Consider the following 23,618-nt stretch of genomic DNA (forward strand, 5'->3'; position numbering starts at 1 on the left):
TTCTGCGCACTTGAGGCACAATGAGGCAGCCTCTTAACCGCCGGTGGTTTCCTCCGGCGTGGTACTTCCAGGAATAATAATGACGAAAAATTGGATCGCCTCGGCCCTCACAGCCATCCCACTCCTCCTAACCAGTCAGGTATGTATGAAACAGGCCAATGCCCTGGAGGGCAACAAGACTCCACTGACCATAGAACGTCTGTATGCCTCGCCGGCGCTGGCCGGCAGCAGCCCGAGGGAGCTGAAGCTCTCCCCCGACGGCAAACAGGTCACCTATCTGGCGAGCCGCGCCGATAACCAGTACCGCTATGATCTGTGGCAGATGGATGTCGTCAGCGGCGAGCGCAGCATACTGGTCGATGCCGATAAGCTGGCGGGCGGTGAGTTGTCGGATGAAGAGAAGGCCCGTCGCGAGCGCCAGCGCATCTATGGCGAAGGCATAATGGAATACTTCTGGGCCGACGATAGCCGGGCGCTGCTGATCCCCGCCGCGGGCAAGCTGTATTATGTCTCCCTCGCCACTGGCAAGGTCGAGCCGCTGGCCACGGGCGAGGGCTTCGCCACAGATGCCCGCCTGTCACCCAAGGGGCATTATGTGTCCTTCGTGCGTGAGCAAAATCTCTATGTGCTGAATTTGGCCGACAACAAGTTAACGGCATTGACCACTGACGGTGGCGGCCTGATCAAGAACGCCATGGCCGAGTTCGTCGCCCAGGAGGAGATGGACAGGATGACGGGCTACTGGTGGGCACCGGATGAAGCTGCCATCGCCTTCACCCGCATCGACGAGTCTGGGGTCGAGTCTGTCACCCGTAACGAGATCTATGCCGATGGCATCAAACTGACCGAGCAGCGCTATCCCTACGCCGGCAAGAACAATGTCGAGATCGCCCTCGGGGTCGTGACTCTGGCGGATAAGCGCATCGACTGGGTCGACCTGGGTGCGGCCAAGGACATCTATTTGCCGCGGGTGGATTGGTTGCCGGACAGTCGGCACTTGTCATTCCAATGGCAGAGCCGGGATCAGCAGGCGCTGGATCTGCGCTTGGTGGCCCTGAGCGGGTTGGGCAACCCCAGGACTCTGGTGCAGGAGCGCAGCGACGCCTGGGTGAATTTGAACCAGGATCTGCACTTCCTGAAAAAACAGCCGGCCTTCATCTGGGCCTCGGAGCGCGACGGCTTCAAGCATCTGTACCTGTTCGATCTCGAGGGTAGGCTCAAGCAGCGGCTGACACACGGCGACTGGGCCGTCGATGCGCTCGAGTATGTCGACGAAGCCTCTGGTTGGGTCTATTTTTCCGGCCGCAAGGATACGGTGATCGAGAAGCAGCTCTACCGGGTGCCGCTTAACGGCGGCGAGATAGAGAATGTCAGCCAAGGTTCGGGCATGCACGATGCCGTGTTCGCCGAGAATAAACCCGTGTATCTGGACTATTTCAGCAGCCTGTCGCAGCCGCCGCAGGTCAGTCTGCACGATGCCTTGGGCCGGCAACTGGCCTGGGTCGAGCAGAATAGGGTCGATGAGCGGCATCCCTTGTATCCGTATTTCGGCCTGTGGCAGCTGCCGGAGTTCGGCGAGCTGAAGGCCGAAGACGGCCAAAGCCTGAATTACCGCCTGTTCAAGCCGGTGCCCTTCGATGCAAAGAAAAAATACCCCGTGGTGGTACGGGTATACGGTGGGCCCCATGCCCAGCTGGTGACCAACAGCTGGAGTGAGCATGACTATTTCAGCCAGTATTTGCTGCAACAGGGCTACCTGGTGTTCCAGTTGGATAATCGCGGCTCGGCCCATAGAGGCACCCGCTTCGAGCAGGTGATCTATAAGCAGTTGGGAGCGGCGGAAGTCGAAGATCAGAAGGCCGGGGTGGACCATCTGCGCAGCCTGGCGTTTGTCGACGCCGACAATATCGCCATCTATGGTCATAGTTACGGCGGCTACATGGCGCTGATGAGCCTGTTCAAGGCGCCGGATTATTTCAAGGCGGCGATTTCCGGCGCGCCCGTGACCGACTGGCGTTTGTATGACAGCCATTATACCGAGCGTTACCTGGCCAACCCGGCGCACAATGCCAAAGGCTATGAGGCCAGCAGCGTGTTGCCCTATGTGAAGGACTATCGCGCCGGCCTGCTCATGTACCACGGCATGGCGGACGATAACGTCTTGTTCGAAAACAGCACCCGGGTCTACAAGGCCCTGCAGGATGAGGGCAAGTTATTCGAGATGGTGAATTATCCCGGCTCCAAGCATTCGATGCGCGGCGAGGCGGTGCGTAACCATCTGTACCGGACCCTGAGCGACTTCTTAGACAGGAAGCTGAAGTAAGGCGGCTTCTGCCGGAGCCGGCCCCGAGGCCGCCGGTCTCGGGATGGCGGGGCGTTAACCCCCTACGTCATCAAGCATAAAAAAATCCGAGTCATGGACTCGGATTTTTATTATGCGGCTAAATGAAGATTAATCTTCCAGGTTGCCGCAGAAACGATAGCCTTCACCGTGGATGGTGGCGATGATTTCCGGGGTATCGGGCAAGCTTTCGAAGTGCTTGCGAATACGACGGATAGTGACATCGACTGTGCGGTCGTGTGGCTTGAGTTCGCGGCCTGTCATCTTCATCAGCAGATCGGCACGGGTCAAGATCTTGCCTGGGTTCTCGACGAAGTGCAGCATGGCTCTGAACTCGCTGCGTGGCAGCTTATAGGCTTCACCCTGTGGGCTCACCAGAGAGCGGCTGTTGATTTCCAGGCTCCAACCGTTGAACTTGTAGTATTCCACCGAGGTTTTCTCTTCGACTTCGGCGCCTGCGCTGTTGACGCGAGTCAGAAGGTTACGGGCACGAATAGTCAACTCACGGGGATTGAACGGCTTGGTAATATAATCGTCCGCGCCAATTTCGAGTCCAAGGATCTTGTCGACTTCGTTATCACGGCCTGTCAGGAAAATCAGGCCTATGTTGTTGATTTCACGCAGCTCACGAGCCAAGAGCAAACCATTTTTGCCTGGCAGGTTGATATCCATTACCACCAGGTTGATCTTATTTTCCTGCATGGCTTTATGCATCTCTGCGCCATCATTAGCTTCAGTGACCAGATACCCTTCTGCCTCGAAAATACTTCTCAGCGTGTTACGGGTAACGGCTTCATCTTCAACGATCAGAATGTGCGGGTTTTGCATGCTATTTACCTAAATATTAATCAATTCAATTCTAACCATAAGAGCCGCCTGCTGTGCGCCCTCATATCTATAAAACGCTGGCAATTCACTGAGCCACATGAGTGTTTCTCAAAAGACTAGTCTGGACGGCAACACACTGCATGATTAGTCGAGTATGCATTCCTTTCGCAGAAAGGGAAAACGCGACCTCTACCGACTTCGATAAACAGTAACTAAGTTAGTTCCTTAGCCCTTGTTTTGTTTTGAAGTTTACTTGTTAAATCAAATGTAGATCACATTATAGACGTATGTATTGCTAGCCACTTCGATGGCTCCCGTTAAATGTAACAAATTGTGTTGCAGTAACAGGGGAAAAAGTGATTGCTAACCGCCGGCATTGTACTCGTTTTAGGCATTTGTTAACAAATGAAATGTTAACAAATTTCCGCCTCCTGGCCGGCTTAAGCACTGTTCTTAGATTAATGCATGATTTTAAACAGAAAACAATTCGTATCAAACTGTGAGCCGGCTCACATCCTTTGGCATTCGGATTCTCTCTGCTACACTGGATCGGGTTCATTTTACGAAAGTGAGACTATGAATAACTCAATAGATAGCCTGTGGCACCATTACAGCGAAACGCGGTTTTTATTGACTCAATCCCTTTCCTGCCAGCTTTCCTTCGCCATCATAAGTGCCCACAACCCGCTGGGAACCCTGTTGACCCCCTGCCAGAACCGTTTGCTCGACAGGCAATTGCAATCCGAAATCGAAAAACTGCACCGGCCCTACAGGGCCCTGGTGGGCGCGGCTGCCGACTTGACCCACATGGAAAAGAGCTGGGCCGTGTTCATCGACAGGGAGCTTGCCGTCGAACTGGGGCGGCGCTTCAACCAAAATGCTATCTATTATGTGGAGCAGGGGCGACTCAGTCTGTTGCCCTGCATCGCCGCCAGGGATGAACTTAAGCTGGGCAGTTTTACCGAGCGAGTCAAGTTAGTGACAGAATTGCCGGAGTTGAACGGCTAGGCCGTTTGGGTCGACGGGACCGCCGCCGACCGACTTTCGATGGATTATTTTGCTGACGCCATTGACTCGGCAAGGGGTTTATTGCTACTTTTTTCGTCCCTTCCTCCGGGAAGGCACAGAAGAGGAGCGTTAACTAGGTAGTAAGTCTGAGGAGCACACACTCCGGCGACGGCTTATGAGGGAGATTAACGCCGAGGTATTTCAGTGAGTCGTGCGCTGAGGTATCGGTCGTTCAGGTTGAATCCTGGCGATTGTCACCTGATTTTTGGTGGAGAGCTTCTGGTGACGATTGCTGTTTCCCTTCTTTGGGGTGCGTTATCTTTGCACCAGGCTCTTCGAACTCATAGGTTCGGAGTGTGATCATGTTAGTTTCTCAAGTCGTTTCGCGTGTGTTTCCCGTTTCTTCGCTGTCTGCGGAGGTGCGCTAATGTCCCTGGTTGTTGCTAAATTTGGTGGTACCTCGGTTGCCGATTATGACGCCATGGGGCGCAGCGCAGATATAGTGCTGGCCAATGCCGCTACCCGCATAGTCGTAGTGAGCGCCTCCAGTGGCGTCACCAATCTCTTGGTCGAGTTGACTCAGGCGACCATCAACGACGAGCGTCGGCTGCAGCTGCTCAAGCAGATAGCCCAGATCCAATATCAGATAGTCGATGAGCTGGGGCGTCCGCAGGAAATCATAGCAGTGCTGGATAAGCTGCTGAGCCGTATGGCGGTATTGAGTGAAATGCTGGTGCTCAATCGCAGCAAGGCTGTCATGGATGAACTCCTGTCACTGGGGGAGCAATGTTCTTCGGCGCTGTTTGCCGCCGTGCTGCGGGAGAAGGGGGCCATCGCCAGCGCCTTCGATGTGCGCCGGGTGCTGCGCACCGACAGTCATTTCGGCCGGGCCGAGCCGCAGATAGAAGCCATCGCCTGCCTGGCTCATGAGCACCTGCAACCCTTCTTGCAAGACCAGATTATCGTCACCCAGGGATTCATAGGGGCCGACGATGAAGGCAGGACGACCACCCTTGGCCGTGGCGGCAGCGATTATTCCGCCGCCCTGTTGGCCGAAGCCCTGAAGGCCAGCGCGGTGGAGATCTGGACGGATGTGGCCGGGATTTACACCACAGATCCACGCCTGGCGCCCAACGCCAGACCCATAGCCGAGATCAGCTTCAACGAAGCGGCCGAGATGGCCACCTTCGGCGCCAAGGTGCTGCATCCGGCGACTATCCTGCCGGCGGTGCGCCAGCAAATTCAAGTGTTTGTCGGCTCGAGTAAGGAGCCACAGAAGGGCGGCACCTGGATACGGCACCAGGTGGAGGACGCCCCCGTCTATCGCGCCGTCGCCCTGCGCCGGGATCAGACCCTGCTCAATCTGCATAGCCTGCAGATGCTGCATGCCCAGGGCTTCCTGGCCGAAACCTTCGCCACCCTGGCGCGGCATAAGATCAGCGTAGATCTCATCACCACCTCAGAGGTCAACGTGGCGCTGACCCTGGACAAGACGGGGTCGGATTCCAGCGGCCATGGTCTGCTCAGCGAAGCCCTGCTGCAGGAGCTGTCACAGCATTGCCGGGTCAGGGTGGAAGACAAGCTGGCCTTGGTGGCCATCATAGGCAACAGAATTGCCACTACGCCGGGCGTGTGCCGGCGGGTATTCGAAGTGCTCGAGCCCCACAATGTGCGCATGATATGTCAGGGCGCCAGCCCGCATAACCTCTGTGTACTGGTGGCCGAATCCGAGGCGGCCCAGGTGGTGGCGGCGCTGCATCAGAACCTGTTCGAGGGCGCCTAGCATGAGGATGAGCAAGTCGTCGTTGCAGGTGGGGGAACTGGCCGCGGGCCAGGCGCTCTGCATACCCATATATCGGCTGCAACCCGAAGCAAACACCGGCCCGAGTGTCTATATCCAGGCCAACGTGCATGGCGCCGAGGTGCAGGGCAATGCGGTGATCTTCCAGCTGATGAAGCTGTTGGAAAACTACCGCCTCTTGGGCGAGATCACTCTGGTGCCGCTGGCCAACCCCTTGGGGATCAACCAGAAGAGCGGTGAGTTTACCCTCGGGCGTTTCGATCCCATCACGGGCAACAACTGGAACCGTGAGTACCTGGACTCTGCTATCGAGCTGCCGCACTGGTATGCCGAACATGCGCGGCTGGACGATGCCGGGATCATTCAGGCCTATCGCAGCGCCCTGGTAGAGAGTTGCCAGCAAAGACTGAGCAATGACTGGGGCATCACCACGGGCCACAGACTGGCGCTGAACCTGCAGTCTATGGCACACAGGGCCGACATAGTGCTGGATCTCCACACAGGCCCCAAGTCATGCAAGCATTTGTATTGCCCCGAATATGAAGTGTCGGCGGCGCAGTACTTCTCCATTCCTTATACCCTGGTGATACCCAACAGCTTCGGCGGCGCCATGGATGAGGCGGCCTTCTGCCCCTGGTGGCGTCTGAGCGAATATGCGGCATCTCAGGGACGTGACTTGGGGGTTGCCGTCTCGGCCTTTACCTTGGAGCTGGCCAGCCAGGAGCGGATAGATCTTGCCGACGCCGAGCACGATGCCCTAGGCATATTGACCTATCTGAGCCACAGAGGTGTGATAGCCGAGAGCGTCCGGCCAGCAGCCATGGCAAGATACGGCTGTTATTTGCGCAATTATAAGAAGTTCCACGCCCCCAAGGCCGGCCTGGTGGAATATGTCGCCGGGGTGGGCGAGCCCCTGAAGGCGGGTGAGCCTCTGGTTAACTTGCTGCGTTTGGATCACTATGGCACAGAGGAAGCCTTGACCCGCATCTCATTGCCAGTCGATTGTGTGCCGATACTGCACTTCGCCTCGGCGTCGGTGCATCAGGGCACAGAGCTGTATAAGGTGATGACGGAGGTGTTTCCACTCGACTCTTAGGCAAATGCTCTGTGAGCGGGATTGAGTTTGTCCCGCTCTGAGCTCGGGTCATTTCATCTTGGGCAGCCAGCATTTATGGCTCGACTCAATATACCTCAAGCGATATTCAGCAATGTGAGAATAGGTGGAGACTGCTCCAATAGCATGGGCGGCATCCAGGTTAATCCATGATGGTGAGGCAACGCCAAATTATCGGTACGCTGCATAGATAACATCCACTCTATACATACAACTTATTGTTTATTTTTGAGGCGTCATTTCCAATGAAAAGGGATTTCTTGGTGGTATATTTTTAGCGCTTAATATATTCAGTGTTTCAAATGCCAATTCCGCCTCCAGTCCAGTCCTCTGTTATATAGAGTCTTCAATAGTATTTTTCTCCAATGCCTTTCTATGCCGCTTATTCCAGATGGCTAGGAAACCTTATTCGGTGCGATAAAGTGGATATTTACCGCTCGCTATGTTGTTAATTGGTTGCTTGTTTGTATGATTTATTGGATGTTGTCATTTTACCGTCACTTTGACGCTAAGTGTTTGTGATTCATGGTTTTAATGTTTTTTGTTGGTGATTTGTTGGGCGTAAAAGTCATTTTTATGACGCTTTTTTAGTGATTTGTTTGCCGATATGTTTTTCATGTGTTAAAAAGTCTAGCTCTTGGTTAACTATGCTGAGAGTATCATCTTAACTCGAGGGTTTCTGCAGGATCAGCGGACCAGAGTTTATCGGTGAATGGACGATTTTTATTATAACGAGAAAGCACTTTCAGGTGTTTGAGGATATAACAGGTGAAAAGTCAAGTAGCAATTGCGGTGTCAGCCGCACTGATGTCTATGGCAATGAGCGTCGAAGCCGCGAGCCAACTAGAAGTTTCCATTTCCAAGCCAAATTTAAAATCGGGTTTCATCACTGCTATGCATTCCAAGGGCTTTGCTCAGGATTTGAATGCTGGTCATAGTGCTGTGTTTACGCCTGAGGTCAATCTTCCTTCTGGAACTTATCGTTATTTTGTTCGTCTGCTTGAGAGCCCCGTAGCTCTTTATCAAGGTGGTATCGAAGGCTACCAAGCCACATCATCTGATGTTGTTAAGGGCAAGAGTCGTAAGCTGGATGTTAACAGTCAGAACGTTAAGTCATATCGTTCATTCCTTAACAAGCGCCAAGACAGTGTAATACAGAAAGCGACGGCGTTGCTCGGTGAGTTGAATGTAAAGCAACGCACAACCTTAGCTTATAATGGTATGGTCATCGAAATGACACAGGCTCAAGCCACCAAGCTTGCCAGTGTCCCAGGTATTGCCCATATTAACCGGGAAATATTGCGTAAACCTATGTCTGATTCTGGCCCGGCAATCATCAAGGCCCCGACCGTTTGGAACGGTGAAGCCACGGGTGTCGAGAGCAAAGGTGAAGGTATGATAGTAGGTATCATAGATACAGGTATCAATACCGACCATCCCTCATTTGCCGACATAGGAGGCGATGGATACGATCATACCAATCCATGGGGGCCGGGTGTTTACTCTGGTGATTGCGCCGGTGACTTCCCTGGATTGTGTAATGATAAACTGATTGGTGTGCATAGCTGGCCGGCGGTGACTGATGGCTATTTAGATCACGATATTGATGTCCCTGCCAACGGTGAGGATCACAACGGCCACGGCTCCCACACTGCCAGTACGGTTGCAGGTAATGTGCTGATTGATCAAGCTATTGTTGATGCTGAAGGCGGTAATACAGATATCAAATTTGCGCGTATGTCTGGTGTGGCACCGCATGCAAACATAGTTGCTTACCAAGTGTGTGTACCCGGTGAGGATGATGCCATAGGTTTTAATGGCTGTCTGCCTTCGTTGACGGTTCTTGCCGTTGAAGATGCTATAGAACATGGTATAGATGCCCTTAACTACTCTATCGGCGGCGGTTCAAGTGATCCTTGGAATGATGCGGATGCATTGGCATTCCTGGCTGCCCGTAAGGCGGGTATCCATGTGGCTACTTCTGCCGGTAACTCAGGTCCTGGTCCTGAAACTGTGGGTTCTCCCGGAGATGCACCTTGGATCACAACTGTAGCTGCCTATACACATGATCGTGATTTCTCAGAGAAGACCTTGGATGGTTTTACCGGTGGCGACACAGCTGCTCCGACGAAAATCACAGGTAAGTCCATTAGCGGTGCCTTCACTGGCTCTATTGTCTATGCTGGTGACTTCGAAAATCCTAACGACCCAGAAGGCGATCCAGCCCAATGTTTGAAAAAGTTTCCTGAGAATACCTTTGCTCCAAACACTATTGTTGTGTGCGATCGTGGTGCAATAGCCAGGACTGCGAAAGGTATAAATGTTAAAGCCGGCGGTGCAGCGGCACTCGTGCTGGCAAACGTGCAAGGTGGCGCCAACAGCGTAGTGGCAGATGCTCACGTATTACCAGCCATCAATATTGATGCGGACCAGGGGGATACCCTGAGAGCCTGGCTCGCAAGCGGTAAAGGTCACACTGCCAGCATATCAGGGACTGAAGTCGTCCATGATGACAAGCTGGCACGTGTCGCTGCCGAGTTTACCTCGCGTGGGCCGAATAAGTCTGTGCCGGACGTGATCGCACCTTCGATTGCTGCCCCTGGTGTGAGCATCTATGCCGCCTATGCCGACTCTCAGTCTGCTGCTTTCAAGGAGTTTCCAGATCCCAGCAATTTTGCATTCCTGAGCGGTACCTCCATGGCCAGCCCGCATGTTGCCGGCGCCTTGACTCTGTTGGCCAGCATTCACCCCGAATGGACGCCAGCCGAGATCCAATCGGCGCTGATGCTGACAGCGAATCAAAAGACCCTCAAGGACGATGGCAAAACACCGTCGGATTTCTTCGATATGGGCGCGGGTTTTGCTGATATTGAAGCTGCCGCCAAGACGGGACTGGTGATGGATGAAACTTATGTCGATTATGTGAAAGCCGATCCTGCCTTGGGTGGCCAACCATCACAGATCAACTTACCGACTATGGCCAACGCCAAGTGTGTCGACACTTGTACTTGGACCCGTACTGTTAAGGCAACCAAAGCCGGCAGCTGGACTGCCAGCACGTTAGGCGTGGCCGATGGTTTGGTACTGACTGTCACTCCGGCGAGTTTCGAGTTGGCTGAGGGCGCGACTCAGGAATTGACTGTAACAGCAAATGTTGCCGCCGCCAGCGAAGGTTGGAACTTTGCCAATATCAAGCTGGCAGCGGAAGGCATGCCGGAAGTTAAATTGCCGGTAGCTGTTATGGCCAATGGCGATAACTTACCGGGCAGTATAGATATAGTTGCTGGACGTACCGTCGGCAGCATGACCTACAGCGGCTTTGTAGCGAAAGACTTGACCAATATCAAAGCGGGTATTTACGACAAGTCGAGCAATGTGATCGCGCCTCAAGTATTGTCAGTGCCTGAAGATGGTTATGATGGAATTGCGCTGACCTTTAGCGAAGTAGTGCCTAACATCAAGTTCAGCACTTCATCTGAGACTGCGCCGGATGTGGATCTGAGAATCGTTCGTCATTATGGTGTTGATGATGATGAACTAGTAGGTAGTAGTGCAGGTCCTGACTCCAATGAGTCAGTCGCCTTCACCAATCTGCCTGCCGGTACATATTATGTGCTGGTCGATGGTTATAAGGCATCTACTCCGGGTGGTAGCGACGATGTGCTTTTGTCTGTAACCTCAGTCCTGCCTACCGCAGATTCGTTGAGTGACACAGCGTCAGTGAAAGTCAAAGAGGAAGCGGGTAAATTCAGCTTAACTTTCGACTGGGATACGGATAAAAACGCGAATGGTATTCTTATTCTCGAGTCCGGGGATATGAGTGCAATGAAGCAAGTGCCGTTCAGCATCACACGTAAAGATGAAGTGACTCAAATTGCCAATCTTTCTGACAGCATGGTTGCCGGAGAAGCGAACAGAGTCAGCTTCGAGGTTGCCGCCAACTTCACGGATGCAGATAAGGAATATTTATTTACGGCTCAGATGTCCGCCGGACATAAAGTCGAGAATATCTCCAATGGCGGAGTTCAGGAAGGCAACACTATTACTTGGACCGTGGTTCAGAAAGCGGACTCGGGTGAAAACTTATCGGTTGGGTTTGATTTGGTGCCGACTAAGGCGGGTGATGCCTTTGCACTTAAACTGACTGATGAGCTCGATGGCGATATGGTCGAGAAGACTTATAAGTTTGGTGTTATGGAGGTTGCCCCTGTAGCCAACATAAGTGCGCCGACAGCTGTGCAAGAGCTTCAGGACGTAGTTGTCAATGGTACCTTATCTTCAGATGGTAATGATGATGCTCTGACGTATAAATGGGTGCAGACGGCAGGCAAAGTCGTTGCTACCGATACATCAGGCGGTAACTTGAGCTTCAAGGCTCCCGAAGTAGGAGAAGGCGGTGATGTACTGTCGTTCAATCTGACAGTGACCGATACTCAAGGCAACTCAGATACTCAGTCAGTATCTATTGCCGTGAGTGACAAGCCAAGCGACGATGGTGGTGCGCTCGGTTGGTTATCTCTGCTGTTGGTGCCGTTCGCTTGGACACGCCGTAAACTGAAGGCATAAACTTGCGATAGTTAATAAGTACCGAAAAAAGGCTAACCTCAGGTTAGCCTTTTTTATTTCCCCCAACTGGGTCGCTATAAAGCGAGTCACATATGGCAAGTGGGCAGGATATCCGTCATGGGTTTGTTGGTTATTGCTGCTCCTGCGGCTGTTCCATTCACGCCTATTCCACTGCCATGAATTAAGGCTTTACCGATCTGACTATGGGGTTTTGCAGGCTGATGAGGGTCTCGGTGGACTGGATTTCATCTATGGACTGGATGCGGTTGATCAGCACATGTTGCAGACCGTCGATGGATTGACACATGACCTTGACGAAGACGCTGTAGTTGCCCGTGGTGTAGTAGGCTTCGACCACTTCTTCCAGGGCGTTGAGTTTGGCGATGGCGGCCGGGTAGTCACCGGCGCTCTTGAGATTGATGCCTATGAAGCAACAGACGTCGTAACCCAGGGCCTTGGGATTGACAGTGATCTGGGCGCCAGTGATGATCCCCGCCTGCTTCATCTTCTCGACCCGCACATGAATGGTGCCGGCGCTGACCCCGAAACGCTTGGCCAGTTCGGCGAAGGGGGTGCGCGCATCCTGCATCAGGGCCTGAAGGATTTGATTGTCTAGTTGATCGCGTTGAAATGATGCATCCACAGCTTAGTGCTCTATAAATTTACGAATAGCGATAAATTTACGTCTTTTGCTGATAATTGGCCAGAGCTAAAGCGGCTTTTAATGCAAACAGTGAATTATTGATTTCCCTCGGCGGTTGCAAAGGGCACCTCGCAACTGAAGCTCATGGCTTCGCCGCTGTAGGGATGGGTGAAGCTCAGCTCGGCGGCATGCAGCAAGAGTCGCGCTGCCAGGCTCTTGGCCAGGGGATCGGCGTAGAAGCCATCGCCGAGAATGGGATGACCGAGTGCCATCATGTGTACCCTCAGCTGGTGGGAGCGGCCGGTGACAGGGGTGAGCCTGACCAGGGTCGAACGCCGGCCGCGGCTGATGATCTCCACATGGGTCAAGGATGGCTTGCCGAGCTGGTGATCGACCTTCTGCTTGGGGCGGTTGGGCCAGTCACAGATCAGCGGCAGCTCGACGCTGCAGGGGGCGCTGACATGGCCGGCGACCCGGGCGAAATAGATCTTATGGGTCTCGCGGTCGCGAAATTGGCGCTTGAGTTCACGCTCGGCGCTGCGTCTCAGGGCCACCACCATGACGCCTGAGGTCGCCATGTCCAATCGGTGGACTATCTGGCTGTTGGGATGCTGGGCCAAAATGCGTGAATAGATGCTGTCGCTGTGGGCCGGATCCCGACCAGGCACAGACAAGAGCCCCGAGGGCTTATTCACCACCATGATGTCTTTGTCTTGGTAGAGTATCTCCAGCCAAGGGGTGGTCGGCGGTTGGTAAATAAAGTCAGTCATGAGATTTGGCCTGGTTATCTGTGCGCGGCAAAGATACCCTCGCATTCGTATGGGTGCAAGCCCTATCATCTGGGCCGTTGCTGGGCTGCGCCGATCTGAGGAATGGCCCGCAGCCAAGGTCCGCAGTAAAGGCAAGTGCCGGTGCCGCCGGTGTCGGCTGACAAAGAGCGAGTAGCAAAGGAGAATCCGAGCTAAAATGCGCTCTTACGCAAGGACAAGCCGGGGCGATTCACTTAAACTTCTGCCTGGACCCCCACTTTTCTGCCAGTCTGGAGCCTTAAAGATGAAAATGGCTTTCTTCAGTGCCAAGCACTACGACATAGAGCACTTCAACCGCATCAATGCCGATCCTGCTACCCGAACGGCTATTCAGATAGACTATTTCGATTCCCGGCTATGCCCCAAGACGGCCAAGCTGGCCCATGGCGCCAGCGTAGTTTGCGCCTTCGTCAACGACGACCTGAGTGACGCCGTGTTGAGCGAGTTGGCCGAGCACGGCACCCGGATCATCGCCATGCGCTGCGCCGGTTTCAACAACGTAGATCTCGAGGCCGCCAAGCGCCTGGGGCTCAAGGTGGTGAATGTGCCTGCCTATTCTCCCGAGTCTGTGGCCGAACACACAATAGCCCTGATCCTGACCCTGAACCGCAAGATACATAAGGCCTATCAACGCACCCGGGACGCCAACTTTTCCCTCGAGGGCCTGGTCGGCTTCAACCTGTTCGGCAAAACCGTCGGGGTGATAGGCACGGGCAAGATAGGCCTGGCCACCATCAAGATATTACTGGGATTCGGCTGCAAGGTGCTGGCCCACGATCCTTTCCCCAATCCCAAGGTGGCTGAGCTAGGTATCGCCTATCTGCCGCTCGCCGAGCTGTACCCCAAGTGTGACATCATCAGCCTGCATTGCCCGCTGACGGCGGACAATCTGCATCTGCTGAATAAGGATAGCTTCGCGCAGATGAAGCCTGGGGTGATGGTGATCAACACCAGCCGCGGCGGCCTGCTGGATGCCCCGGATGCCATGGAAGCCCTGAAATCGGGCCGGATTGGCGCCCTGGGGATGGACGTGTATGAGAACGAGAAGGAGCTGTTCTTCGAAGATAAGTCCAACGAGATCATCCAGGACGATGTGTTTCGCCGGCTGTCGGCCTGCCACAATGTGATCTTCACCGGCCATCAGGCCTTCCTCACCGAAGAGGCGCTCAATGCCATAGCCGGTACCACCTTGGGCAATGTGCAGACACTGCTCAGGGGCGAATCATCGGCTAATGAGTTGTATTAAAAATTATTTGTCAGGCTCTCGCGCAAGTTCAGTGCGAGCGAGGGACCAAATTCGCTTAAGTGAGAGTAAGAGATTATGTTAGTGACCACAGAGGTTCAGGATATCGACACTCAGACCGGCAAGATGCGCACCTATGTGTATCGGCCGGCCGCCGAGGGCCGTTTCGGCACTGTGATCTTCTATTCGGAGATCTTCCAGCAAACCGCTCCCATCGCCAGGGCGGCTTGCATGCTGGCGGGCCATGGCTTTGTGGTGCTGGTGCCCGAGGTATTTCACGAACTCAATCCCCCGGGCACTGTGCTGGCCTACGATGATGTGGGTAAAGACAAGGGCAACCAGGATAAGTTTGCCAAGCCGCTGGAACAACATGACAGCGATACCCAGGCATTGCTCGATTTTGCCGCTCGCCAGGCGTTTTGTAATGGCAAGGTCGGCGCCATGGGGGTCTGCATAGGTGGGCATCTGGCGTACCGTGCCGCGCTCAATCCGCGGCTTGAGGGCGCTTTTTGTCTGTATGCGACGGATATCCACTCCAACAGCTTGCCATGCAAGGCGGGCAATGACTCTCTGAGCCGCACGGCGGACATTCGGGGAGAGCTGTTCATGGTGTGGGGCAAGCAAGATCCCCATGTCCCGAGCGCAGGCAGGCAAGTGATCCACCGCAGGCTGGAGGATACGGGGCGTCACTTCAGTTGGCTGGAGGTCAATGCCCAGCATGCCTTCATGCGTGACGAAGGTGACAGGTACGATCCCGCCCTGGCGCTGCAGATGTACCTGCAGGCGAATGCCTTCTTCCAGCGCTTGCTCGGCTAAGGCCGGCTTTGCCTGCTTCTCGCCGCAAATAGGCCGGCAAACGGCGAGATAAATGCAGGCAAGCCGGGTGGGATTTGGCATAATAGCGCCCAATTGAAACCCCGACGAATGCCCGGCGGCGTTATCCAGTCGATGACGAACCGCCCGCGTTTGCCCATTGCTCAAGCCCGTCTTGCGCCGAGATGCCAGCCCATGTCCGATATGAAGTTGTTACATGAAACCCAGGATGCCCTCGGGCCGATCCGCGTGTTCGATGACGGCACGGCCCGAGTCCTGTCTTTCGGTGACAATGACGAGCAGAGCAAGTTGCTCAAGGCGGCACCTCATATTCCCCAGCACACCTATGTGCAGGCCATGCTGTTGATCTTGCTGTTTTGTCGTCCCAAGAGCGCCATAGTGCTGGGACTGGGTGGCGGCGCCCTAATCCATGCGCTGCGGCGCTTCGATGCCGGCATCAAGCTGTCGGCGGTAGAGCTCAGGGAGGAAGTGATCGCCCTGGCCAAGCGCTTTTTTCAGCTGCCGCTCGGCAAGAAACTCAACATCATTCATCAGGACGCCAATCAGTTTTTGAGTGACGCAGGGCATAAGAAGGTCGATGTGATCTTCGCCGACATGTATGTCGAGAAAGGCATAGACAAGGGCCAGGTCTCGGCGCGGTTCATCGGCCATTGTGCCGCCCAGCTCAAGGCCGATGGGCATCTGGTGCTCAACTGCTGGAAGGAACATAGCCAGGACAGAGAGCTGCTGGCCCATCTGCAAGTGCATTTCAAGGAGGTTCGTGCCTGCCTGACCGGCGGTGGCAACTGGGTGGTGTTCGCCGCCAAGGTGCCCCAGGACGCCACGGCGTCTGGGCTCAAGGCCGCGGCCCAGGACTTGTCACAGCAACTGGACTTCGCCCTCGGCCGTTCCCTGACCCGCTTCGGCCCATGGGAATAGCCGCCGCACTTTCATGGCCGTACTTGCATGGCCTTGCCTGAGTCCAGCCCCCTGGGGGCTCACAGCCTTGAGCCGGATGCCCGGGGCATGAGCCCCTGGCATCCCATTATAAAAAACCGATTAAGCCGATAGTTTTTATCCGTTACAATTAATTTTTCCGATTGCGTAGTATGACTTCCATCGACAGGGAAGATGAAGTTTTCCTGTTACTTTCAAGCAGAAAATGGAGCGTCAAATGACTCAATCTATCATCAACACCCATATCAAACCTTTCAGCGCCACCGCCTTCCACCAGGGCGAATTCGTCCCTGTGACAGAGCAAGATCTACTGGGCAAGTGGTCCGTGGTGTTCTTCTACCCGGCCGACTTTACCTTCGTCTGTCCAACCGAGCTGGGCGACATGGCCGATTACTACGACAAGCTGCAGGCCATGGGCGTGGAAGTCTATTCGGTATCGACCGACACTCACTTCACCCACAAGGCCTGGCACGATACCTCGGATACCATCAACAAGATCCAATTCCCCATGCTGGCCGATCCCACAGGTGCCATCAGCCGTAACTTCGGCGTGATGATCGAGGAAGAAGGCCTGGCACTGCGCGGCACCTTCGTGATCAACCCAGAAGGACAGATCAAGGTCAGCGAAGTGCATGATCTGGGCATAGGTCGCAGCGCCCAGGAGCTGGTGCGTAAAATTCAGGCCGCTCAGTATGTGGCGACCCATGACGGTGAAGTCTGTCCGGCCAAATGGCAACCGGGTGACGACACTCTGGCGCCTTCCCTGGATCTGGTCGGTAAGATCTAAGGCCAGGTCTTAGCCTGAGTCACCCGGGCAGGTTCTGTGCCCGGGTGACAACTTACCGCCTTTGCAGGCCAGTCAAGTTACAGAAGCGACTCGGGTGAATGCAGTCATTCACATCATTATATCGGGTGCGCGCAGCCAATCACTGACAGTCCAGGGAGTCGTCATGTTAGATACGAATTTAAAAAATCAACTGCAAACCTATTTGCAAAACCTCAAAACACCGGTTGAGCTGCTCGTGTCGGCTGATGTGGACAATAAGTCGCTGGAACTGCGACGCCTGGCCGAGGACATTGTCAGCCTCTCCCCATTGGTGAGCCTCAAGGCCGTCGACGGCGAGCGCACACCGGCGATGACTCTGGTCAACCCACAGAGCAACACCAGGATAAGCTTTGCCGGTTTGCCCATGGGCCACGAATTCACCTCGCTGGTGCTGGCGCTGCTGCATAGCGGTGGCCATCCCACCAAACTCGGCGACGAACAAATAGCGCAGATACGTGAGCTGCCTGGCACTTACCGCTTCGAGACCTATGTGTCGCTCAGCTGCCAGAACTGCCCTGATGTAGTGCAGGCGCTCAACATGATGGCGGCCATCAACCCCAATATCACCAATGTGATGATCGACGGCGCCCTGTTTCAGGACGAAGTGAATGAGCGCAACATAATGGCCGTGCCTTCCGTCTATCTGAACGGCGAACCTTTCGCTCAGGGCCGCATCAGCCTGGCCGAAATACTCAACAAGCTGGATACCAAGGCCGCGAGCCGCAAGGCCGAGGCCATCGATGCCAAAGCCCCCTTCGAGGTGCTGGTGGTCGGTGGTGGCCCAGCGGGCGCCGCCGCGGCCATTTATGCGGCCCGTAAGGGCTTGCGCACCGGCATAGTTGCCGACAAGTTTGGGGGGCAGGTGGCCGAAACCGTCGGCATTGAAAACTTCATCTCGGTACAGGCGACCCAGGGGCCCAAGCTGGTGGCCAACCTGGAAGCCCATGTGCGCGACTATGAGGTCGACATCATGGACAACCAGAGAGCCATGTCACTCGCCTCCCTCGGACAGACAAGCCAGGGACTGTTCGAACTCGAACTGGCCAGCGGCGCCAAGCTGCGCAGCCGCACTGTATTACTTGCCACGGGTGCCCGCTGGCGTGAAATGAATGTGCCAGGCGAGCAGGAATACCGTGGCAAGGGCGTGGCTTACTGCCCCCACTGCGACGGTCCACTGTTCAAGGGCAAGCGGGTGGCGGTGATCGGCGGCGGCAACTCGGGTATCGAAGCGGCCATAGATCTGGCCAACCTGGTCGAACATGTGACGGTGCTGGAGTTCGATGCCAGGCTGCGTGCCGATGAGGTGTTGCAGCGCAAGGCGCAATCCATGGGCAATATCAAGATCATCACCCAGGCCCAGACCACTGAGGTGACCGGCGATGGCACCAGGGTCAATGGCCTGAACTACACAGACAGGCAGACGGGCGCCAGCCATCATCTGGCGCTGGCGGGGATCTTCGTGCAGATAGGCCTGGTGCCCAACGCCGAATGGCTCAAGGGCACGCTCGAGCTCACGCCCAGGGGGGAGATCTTGGTCGATGCCCGCGGGCAAACCTCTATCCCAGGCGTCTTTGCCGCCGGCGACGTGACCGACTCGCCATTCAAGCAGATCATCATCGCCATGGGCAGCGGTGCGACCGCCTCACTCGGGGCCTTCGACTACCTGATCCGTCACAGCGATGAGAGCCTAGATAAGGGCGCAGCCCCCGAGAAGGACGTCGAGGCGGCCTAAGGCTCAGGGAGCATGGCAGTGAAAAGCCAACAAAAAGCCAGCACGAGTGCTGGCTTTTTGTGGTTTGAACATCCGCCCGGCTCTTGCGTGAGCCGCCGCATTTCTCCGTATCAGACCATCACATCTATGTTGTGGCCCGTGTTATTCACCGGGGCGGGGGCAATGGCGGCGGCATCGATCAGCTGCATGACCATCTCGCCCTGCATCTCTTGTTGCTGTTTCGCCAGCTGCATGACTTTCACATTGACGTTGTCGTTGCTGACATTGTTGGGCTGAGCCGGGGCATTGATAGCGAGTGGCATCTGGGTCTCTCTAACATTCCATGGATAAAGCTTGTATCGGCCCAGGCAGGCCAAACTTTAGCCTGCATGATCAATGTTTTCCCGGCGGCGCATATTGGGTTCTGGCATGGCGCGCGGCCCTCTGGGCTATGGCGTTATGGGCTATGGCGTTCTTCCGGGAATAGAAGTATATTGCACACAACTTATATCGATTATCTCTCTTAGGTGTGAAAATGTCTGCAGCCGATGAAAACCTATGCCTGGACAACCAGGTGTGCTTCGCCCTCTACAGCGCCGCCAACGCCATGGTGCGGGCCTATCGCCCCCTGCTGGACAAGCTGGATCTGACCTATCCCCAATACCTGGTCATGCTGGTGTTGTGGCAGGAGCAAGGGATCAGCGTCAAGACCCTGGGGGATAGGCTGCATCTGGACTCGGGTACCCTGACGCCGCTGCTGAAACGGCTGGAGGCCAAGGGGCTGGTGAGCCGTGGCCGCAGCGAGCGTGACGAGCGGGTGCGGGTACTGCAGCTGACCCAGGCGGGTGGCGAGCTGAAACTCGCCGCCGGGGGCGTTCCCGAACAGATGCGCTGCAAGGTGGGCGGCTCCACCGAAGAGCTGCTGGCCTTGAAGGCCCTATGCGAGCAGGCGCTGGAGCGGCTCAGCCCGGCCCAGGACTGAGGATTAGAGACGCTGGATACAGGGCTCTAGACACAGGGCAGGGCTCTTATATTGGGATCGCAGCTTAAGGAAGTTACATGGAAAGTTATGACTTGGTCATCATAGGTGGCGGGATCAACGGCGTCGGCGTGGCCCAGTGTGCCAGCGCCGCCGGTTATTCCGTGCTGCTGCTGGAGCAGGGCGAGATAGGGGCCCAGACCTCGGCCAATTCCAGCAAGCTGATCCATGGCGGCCTGCGCTATCTGGAAACCGCCCAGTTGCATCTGGTGCGCGAGTCCTTGCTCGAGCGCCGTGCCTTGCTCAGGTTGGCGCCAACCCTGGTCAAGCCGGTGCGCTTCTATATCCCTGTGTACAGCGACAGCCGGCGCAGCCCATGGACCATACGCGCCGGTCTGAGCCTGTATGCCGTGCTGAGTGAGTTCGATTCCCTGGGACGCTTCGAATCCATTCCCGCCATGCATTGGCCGAAAATCCACGGCCTGAAGTTGCAGGGGCTGAAGGCCGTATTTCAATACTGGGATGCCCAGACCGACGACAAGCTGCTGACCCGGGCGGTCGGGCGCAGCGCCGTCTCCCTCGGTGCCACTGTGTTGACCCAGGCCAGCTGCCTGGAGATAGAGCATGGTGCCGAGCTCTGCCGCGTCGGCTATCGCCACCAGGGAACCGAGCGGATGGTCGGCGCCAAGGCAGTCATCAACTGTGCCGGCCCCTGGGTCAACCGGGTGCTGGCAAGCGTCACCCCGGCGATCGCCGCCGAGGCCATAGACTGGGTACAGGGCACCCACCTGTTGCTGGATATCCAGGCGCTGGATGGCATACTGTATCTTGAGTCCTGTTTCGATAAGCGGGTGATCTTCGTCATGCCCTGGTATGGCAAGACGCTGATCGGCACCACTGAGACTGTGCTGTCGTCACTGGGGAATAAGCCGGAGCCGACCCGGGAGGAAATCGACTATCTGCTGGGCATATATACGCATTATTTCCCGGCGGCGGGGGATGTAGCGGCGCTGAGCGCCAAGATCCTCGACAGTTTCTGTGGTGTGCGGGTATTGCCGCGTCAGTCCGGCAATGCGTTCGAGCGGCCGCGGGATGCGTTGCTCCAATGCCGGCCCAGCCACCCGCGGCTCTTGAGCCTGTACGGCGGCAAGTTGACCACCTTCAGACGCACGGCCAAGGAGGCCATCGACTGGTTAACCCAAACCTTGGGTCCCAGGGCGCGACTCGCCGATGTCGATGAGTTGGAATTGTCTTAGCCCGGGTGATGAATAATGATTTTTGCGCCGAAAAACGCTAGAGTGTGGCGTTTTCAGCCAAAGCTCTAATATGAGGCTCTAATATGAGACTCTAATATGAGCCTTGGCATGAGCCCTAACATGAGCCCTGTATGGGTTCGGATACAGCCGAGTGATCTTGCCGTGAAGTGTGCCTATTTTGAGTCTGGTCTATGCCTGTCCTGCCGTCATATTCGGCTGCCCATGGCCGAGCAAGTCGCGGCCAAGACCCGCGAACTACAGGCGCTGCTGGCCAATTTTGCGGTGCAAGCCTACTTGCCGCCCGTGTTGAGTGCCGAAACCGCCTTTCGCAACAAGGCCAAGATGGTGGCCCTGGGCGCCGCCCATCAGCCAATCCTGGGGCTGCTCAGCCCAAGCGGCGAGGCGGTCAGCCTCTGCGATTGCAGTCTCTATCCCGACGACATGCAGCGGTTGCTGCATCGACTCGAGGCCTTCGTGCGCCAAGCGGGTCTGCCGCCCTACCAGGTTTCCAAGGCCAAGGGCGAGCTCAAGTTTGTGCTCCTGACCCGCAGTCAGGCCAAAGGTGAGTATATGCTCAGGTTTGTGCTGCGCTCCCACCAGGCCATAGCGCGCATCGAGCGTGAACTGCCCAAGCTGCTGGCGGAATATCCGCAGATCAAGCTGGTGTCGGTCAACATACAGCCTGTGCATATGGCGATCCTCGAAGGCGAGGAAGAGATCTTTCTCACCCGGCAGACCCGGCTGGAAGAGAGGTTCAACGATGTGCCTCTGTATATCCGCCCCAAGAGTTTCTTCCAGACCAACCCGCAGGTCGCGGCCCAGCTGTACCGGACGGCCCGCGATTGGGTGGCCGAATTCAAGCCGGCCAGCCTCTGGGATCTCTTCTGCGGCGTCGGCGGCTTCGGGCTGCACTGCGCCGCCAAAGACATCAGCTTAACAGGCATAGAGATAGAGGCCGAGGCCATCGCCTGCGCCAAAATGTCGGCCGCGGCCATGGGGTTGGAAAAGGTCAGCTTCAGCGCCCTGGATTCCACCGATTTCGCCAGGGGCGAAAGCGCTGCAGATAAGCCGGATCTCATCATAGTCAACCCGCCCAGGCGCGGCATAGGCGAGGCCCTGTGTCGCTCCCTGAGCGAGTTCGCCCCCCGGGCTATCCTCTATTCCAGCTGCAACCCCAAGACCTTGGCCAAAGATCTGGCCCATATTCAAGGTTATGCGATCACCAAGGTGCAGCTGTTCGACATGTTCCCCCACACGGATCACTTCGAAGTGCTGCTGATGCTGGAACGCGAGGCCTGAGTCGCACCCGGCCCAGGCAAAATTATTCCCCCGGATGTCATCTCTGGGGCATCTTGATGTCATAATCTGGCCCAGTCGTATCATTGCAGGGAACCTTAGCTATATGTGGCAGATCTTTTTACGTTTTCTCTCTCTTGGGCTGGTGAGTTTCGGTGGCCCGGCGGCCCACATAGGCTATTTCCGCCAGACCTTCGTCAAGGAGCTGGGCTGGCTGGATGACAAGCGCTTCGCCGGCCTGGTGGCCCTGAGTCAATTCATGCCCGGGCCTGGCTCCAGCCAGCTGGGTTTCGCCATAGGCTATTACCGCGGCGGATTGAACGGCGCCCTGGCCGCCTTCGCCGGTTTCACCCTGCCATCCTTCATCCTCTTGTATTTGCTGGCGGTGACCAGTGCCCAATGGCTGGACAATGGCTATTTCAACGGCGTCATCCATGGTCTCAAACTGCTGGCCGTGGTGGTGGTGTTTGATGCGGTGCTCGGCATGTTCGGCCAGTTTTGCCGCCGTAAGCTCACCCAAGGACTCATGCTGGCGAGCGCCGTCACCATGTTGCTGCTGCCCGCCATGGGGGCGCAGCTGTTGCTCTTGTGTCTTGGGGCCATCGCCGGTGCTGTCTGGCTCAACGGCCAGCAGGCGGGGGAAGCGGCCACTAGCGCGCCGGCCATCAGGCTCAATCCGGTCTGGCTGGGGCTGTTTGGCGCCTTGCTGTTGGCCTCCTTCTATTGGCTGTCCCAGGGCAGTGGCCTGACTCTGGTGTTCGCCCAGTTCTATCAGGTGGGCAGCCTGGTGTTCGGCGGCGGTCATGTGGTGCTGCCGCTGCTGGAGACCCATGTCGCCCAGGCCATGAGCGGCGATCGCTTCCTCACAGGCTATGCCCTGGCCCAGGCCGTGCCCGGGCCCATGTTTACCCTGGCGACGTTTTTGGGGGCCGAGCTTTGGCTCGAGCAGCCGCTGCTGGGCGCCCTGGTGGCGACCGGGGCCATCTTCCTGCCGGGTTTTTTGCTGATGCTGGTGGGCCTGGACAGTTGGCATTTCATCGCCGCCCGTCCCAGAATTGCCGCCGCCATCGCCGGGGTCAACGCCTGCGTGGTGGGGCTGCTGTTGGCGGCCCTGTACCGGCCTGTGTTCAGCAACGGCGTGGTCTCGCCCCAGGATATGGCGCTGGTGTTGGTGGGCTTCGGCTGCCTCAAGCTATTCCGGCCGCACATAGTGCTGCTGGTGGCCGGCTTTGCCTGCGCCGGTGTGGTCACGGGCGTGTGGTTAGGTTAATTTTGCGCTGAGGGGCTGCATTTTGAGCGGACGCGCCCTAGTCGGCCCTGGTGTAAAAATAATCATCGCTATTCTGGCGCTAACCTGGACTAGCCCCCTAGGTTTCAAGCCGCGCTTAGGTTAAAATATGCGGTTGCAACCAGTGTCTACCGTTAAT

At 56.2% G+C, this 23,618-nt stretch carries 18 protein-coding genes and 1 riboswitch; of the genes, 14 read left to right on the forward strand and 4 right to left on the reverse strand.

Features of this window, described 5'->3' with window-relative positions:
• The first annotated feature begins 79 nt into the window (after positions 1–79).
• Complete coding sequence (locus tag HC757_RS12325) at positions 80–2,323, forward strand: S9 family peptidase (protein WP_169564673.1); 2,244 nt, start codon at positions 80–82, stop codon at positions 2,321–2,323.
• 129 nt (positions 2,324–2,452) lie between these two features.
• Here HC757_RS12325 and arcA read toward each other — a convergent pair whose 3' ends face one another.
• Positions 2,453–3,169 (reverse strand): two-component system response regulator ArcA, encoded by a 717-nt coding sequence (gene arcA / locus HC757_RS12330; protein ID WP_169564674.1) that lies wholly within the window; start codon positions 3,167–3,169, stop codon positions 2,453–2,455.
• A 576-nt stretch (positions 3,170–3,745) separates the two neighbouring features.
• On the opposite strand from arcA, the gene HC757_RS12335 reads away from it, so the two are divergent.
• The 4 genes from HC757_RS12335 to HC757_RS19110 all read left to right on the forward strand — a co-directional run bounded on the left by HC757_RS12335 (position 3,746) and on the right by HC757_RS19110 (position 11,658).
• A complete protein-coding gene (locus HC757_RS12335) occupies positions 3,746–4,177 on the forward strand; it encodes a DUF3293 domain-containing protein (RefSeq protein WP_169564675.1) in 432 nt (143 codons plus the stop codon).
• 111 nt (positions 4,178–4,288) lie between these two features.
• Positions 4,289–4,464, forward strand: a riboswitch (Lysine riboswitch).
• Between the two features lie 140 nt (positions 4,465–4,604).
• Positions 4,605–5,960 (forward strand): lysine-sensitive aspartokinase 3, encoded by a 1,356-nt coding sequence (lysC, locus tag HC757_RS12340; RefSeq protein ID WP_169564676.1) that lies wholly within the window; start codon positions 4,605–4,607, stop codon positions 5,958–5,960.
• Between the two features lies 1 nt (position 5,961).
• Complete coding sequence (locus HC757_RS12345; RefSeq protein ID WP_169564677.1) at positions 5,962–7,074, forward strand: succinylglutamate desuccinylase/aspartoacylase family protein; 1,113 nt, start codon at positions 5,962–5,964, stop codon at positions 7,072–7,074.
• Between the two features lie 786 nt (positions 7,075–7,860).
• Positions 7,861–11,658, forward strand: coding sequence for a S8 family serine peptidase (locus HC757_RS19110; protein WP_342343067.1), 3,798 nt, complete (start codon positions 7,861–7,863; stop codon positions 11,656–11,658).
• A 181-nt stretch (positions 11,659–11,839) separates the two neighbouring features.
• Here HC757_RS19110 and asnC read toward each other — a convergent pair whose 3' ends face one another.
• Positions 11,840–12,301 (reverse strand): transcriptional regulator AsnC, encoded by a 462-nt coding sequence (asnC, locus tag HC757_RS12355; RefSeq protein ID WP_169564678.1) that lies wholly within the window; start codon positions 12,299–12,301, stop codon positions 11,840–11,842.
• 95 nt (positions 12,302–12,396) lie between these two features.
• On the reverse strand, positions 12,397–13,071 hold the full coding sequence (gene rluA, locus HC757_RS12360) for a bifunctional tRNA pseudouridine(32) synthase/23S rRNA pseudouridine(746) synthase RluA (protein WP_169564679.1): 675 nt from the start codon (positions 13,069–13,071) through the stop codon (positions 12,397–12,399).
• A gap of 283 nt (positions 13,072–13,354) precedes the next feature.
• Here rluA and HC757_RS12365 point away from each other — a divergent pair, with 283 nt between their 5' ends.
• The 5 genes from HC757_RS12365 (at position 13,355) to ahpF (ending at position 18,681) form a co-directional block, all read left to right on the forward strand.
• Complete coding sequence (locus HC757_RS12365) at positions 13,355–14,356, forward strand: 2-hydroxyacid dehydrogenase (protein WP_169564680.1); 1,002 nt, start codon at positions 13,355–13,357, stop codon at positions 14,354–14,356.
• A gap of 75 nt (positions 14,357–14,431) precedes the next feature.
• Positions 14,432–15,169 carry a dienelactone hydrolase family protein gene (locus tag HC757_RS12370; protein WP_169564681.1) on the forward strand — a complete coding sequence of 246 codons (738 nt, stop codon included), beginning with the start codon at positions 14,432–14,434 and terminating at the stop codon, positions 15,167–15,169.
• A 192-nt stretch (positions 15,170–15,361) separates the two neighbouring features.
• Positions 15,362–16,105, forward strand: a complete 744-nt coding sequence (locus HC757_RS12375) for a spermidine synthase (protein WP_169564682.1) — start codon at positions 15,362–15,364, stop codon at positions 16,103–16,105.
• Positions 16,106–16,340: 235 nt separating this feature from the next.
• On the forward strand, positions 16,341–16,910 hold the full coding sequence (gene ahpC / locus HC757_RS12380) for an alkyl hydroperoxide reductase subunit C (RefSeq protein ID WP_169564683.1): 570 nt from the start codon (positions 16,341–16,343) through the stop codon (positions 16,908–16,910).
• Positions 16,911–17,073: 163 nt separating this feature from the next.
• Positions 17,074–18,681: an alkyl hydroperoxide reductase subunit F gene (ahpF, locus tag HC757_RS12385; RefSeq protein WP_169564684.1), complete on the forward strand. Its 1,608-nt coding sequence runs from the start codon at positions 17,074–17,076 to the stop codon at positions 18,679–18,681.
• Positions 18,682–18,791: 110 nt separating this feature from the next.
• On the opposite strand, the gene HC757_RS12390 is transcribed toward ahpF, so the two are convergent.
• Positions 18,792–18,983: a cytoplasmic protein gene (locus HC757_RS12390; RefSeq protein WP_169564685.1), complete on the reverse strand. Its 192-nt coding sequence runs from the start codon at positions 18,981–18,983 to the stop codon at positions 18,792–18,794.
• Positions 18,984–19,195: 212 nt separating this feature from the next.
• Here HC757_RS12390 and ohrR point away from each other — a divergent pair, with 212 nt between their 5' ends.
• From ohrR to chrA, 4 genes are all read left to right on the forward strand, one after another.
• Positions 19,196–19,642 (forward strand): transcriptional regulator OhrR, encoded by a 447-nt coding sequence (gene ohrR / locus HC757_RS12395; RefSeq protein WP_169564686.1) that lies wholly within the window; start codon positions 19,196–19,198, stop codon positions 19,640–19,642.
• Between the two features lie 77 nt (positions 19,643–19,719).
• Positions 19,720–20,895, forward strand: coding sequence for an FAD-dependent oxidoreductase (locus tag HC757_RS12400; protein ID WP_169564687.1), 1,176 nt, complete (start codon positions 19,720–19,722; stop codon positions 20,893–20,895).
• A gap of 120 nt (positions 20,896–21,015) precedes the next feature.
• Entirely contained in the window at positions 21,016–22,194 is a 1,179-nt protein-coding gene (rlmC, locus tag HC757_RS12405; protein WP_169564688.1) for a 23S rRNA (uracil(747)-C(5))-methyltransferase RlmC, read from the forward strand.
• A 103-nt stretch (positions 22,195–22,297) separates the two neighbouring features.
• A complete protein-coding gene (gene chrA, locus HC757_RS12410; RefSeq protein WP_169564689.1) occupies positions 22,298–23,461 on the forward strand; it encodes a chromate efflux transporter in 1,164 nt (387 codons plus the stop codon).
• Positions 23,462–23,618: the final 157 nt, after the last annotated feature.

This window comes from Shewanella salipaludis, from assembly GCF_012911865.1.
Taxonomy (GTDB): Bacteria; Pseudomonadota; Gammaproteobacteria; order Enterobacterales; family Shewanellaceae; genus Shewanella; species Shewanella salipaludis.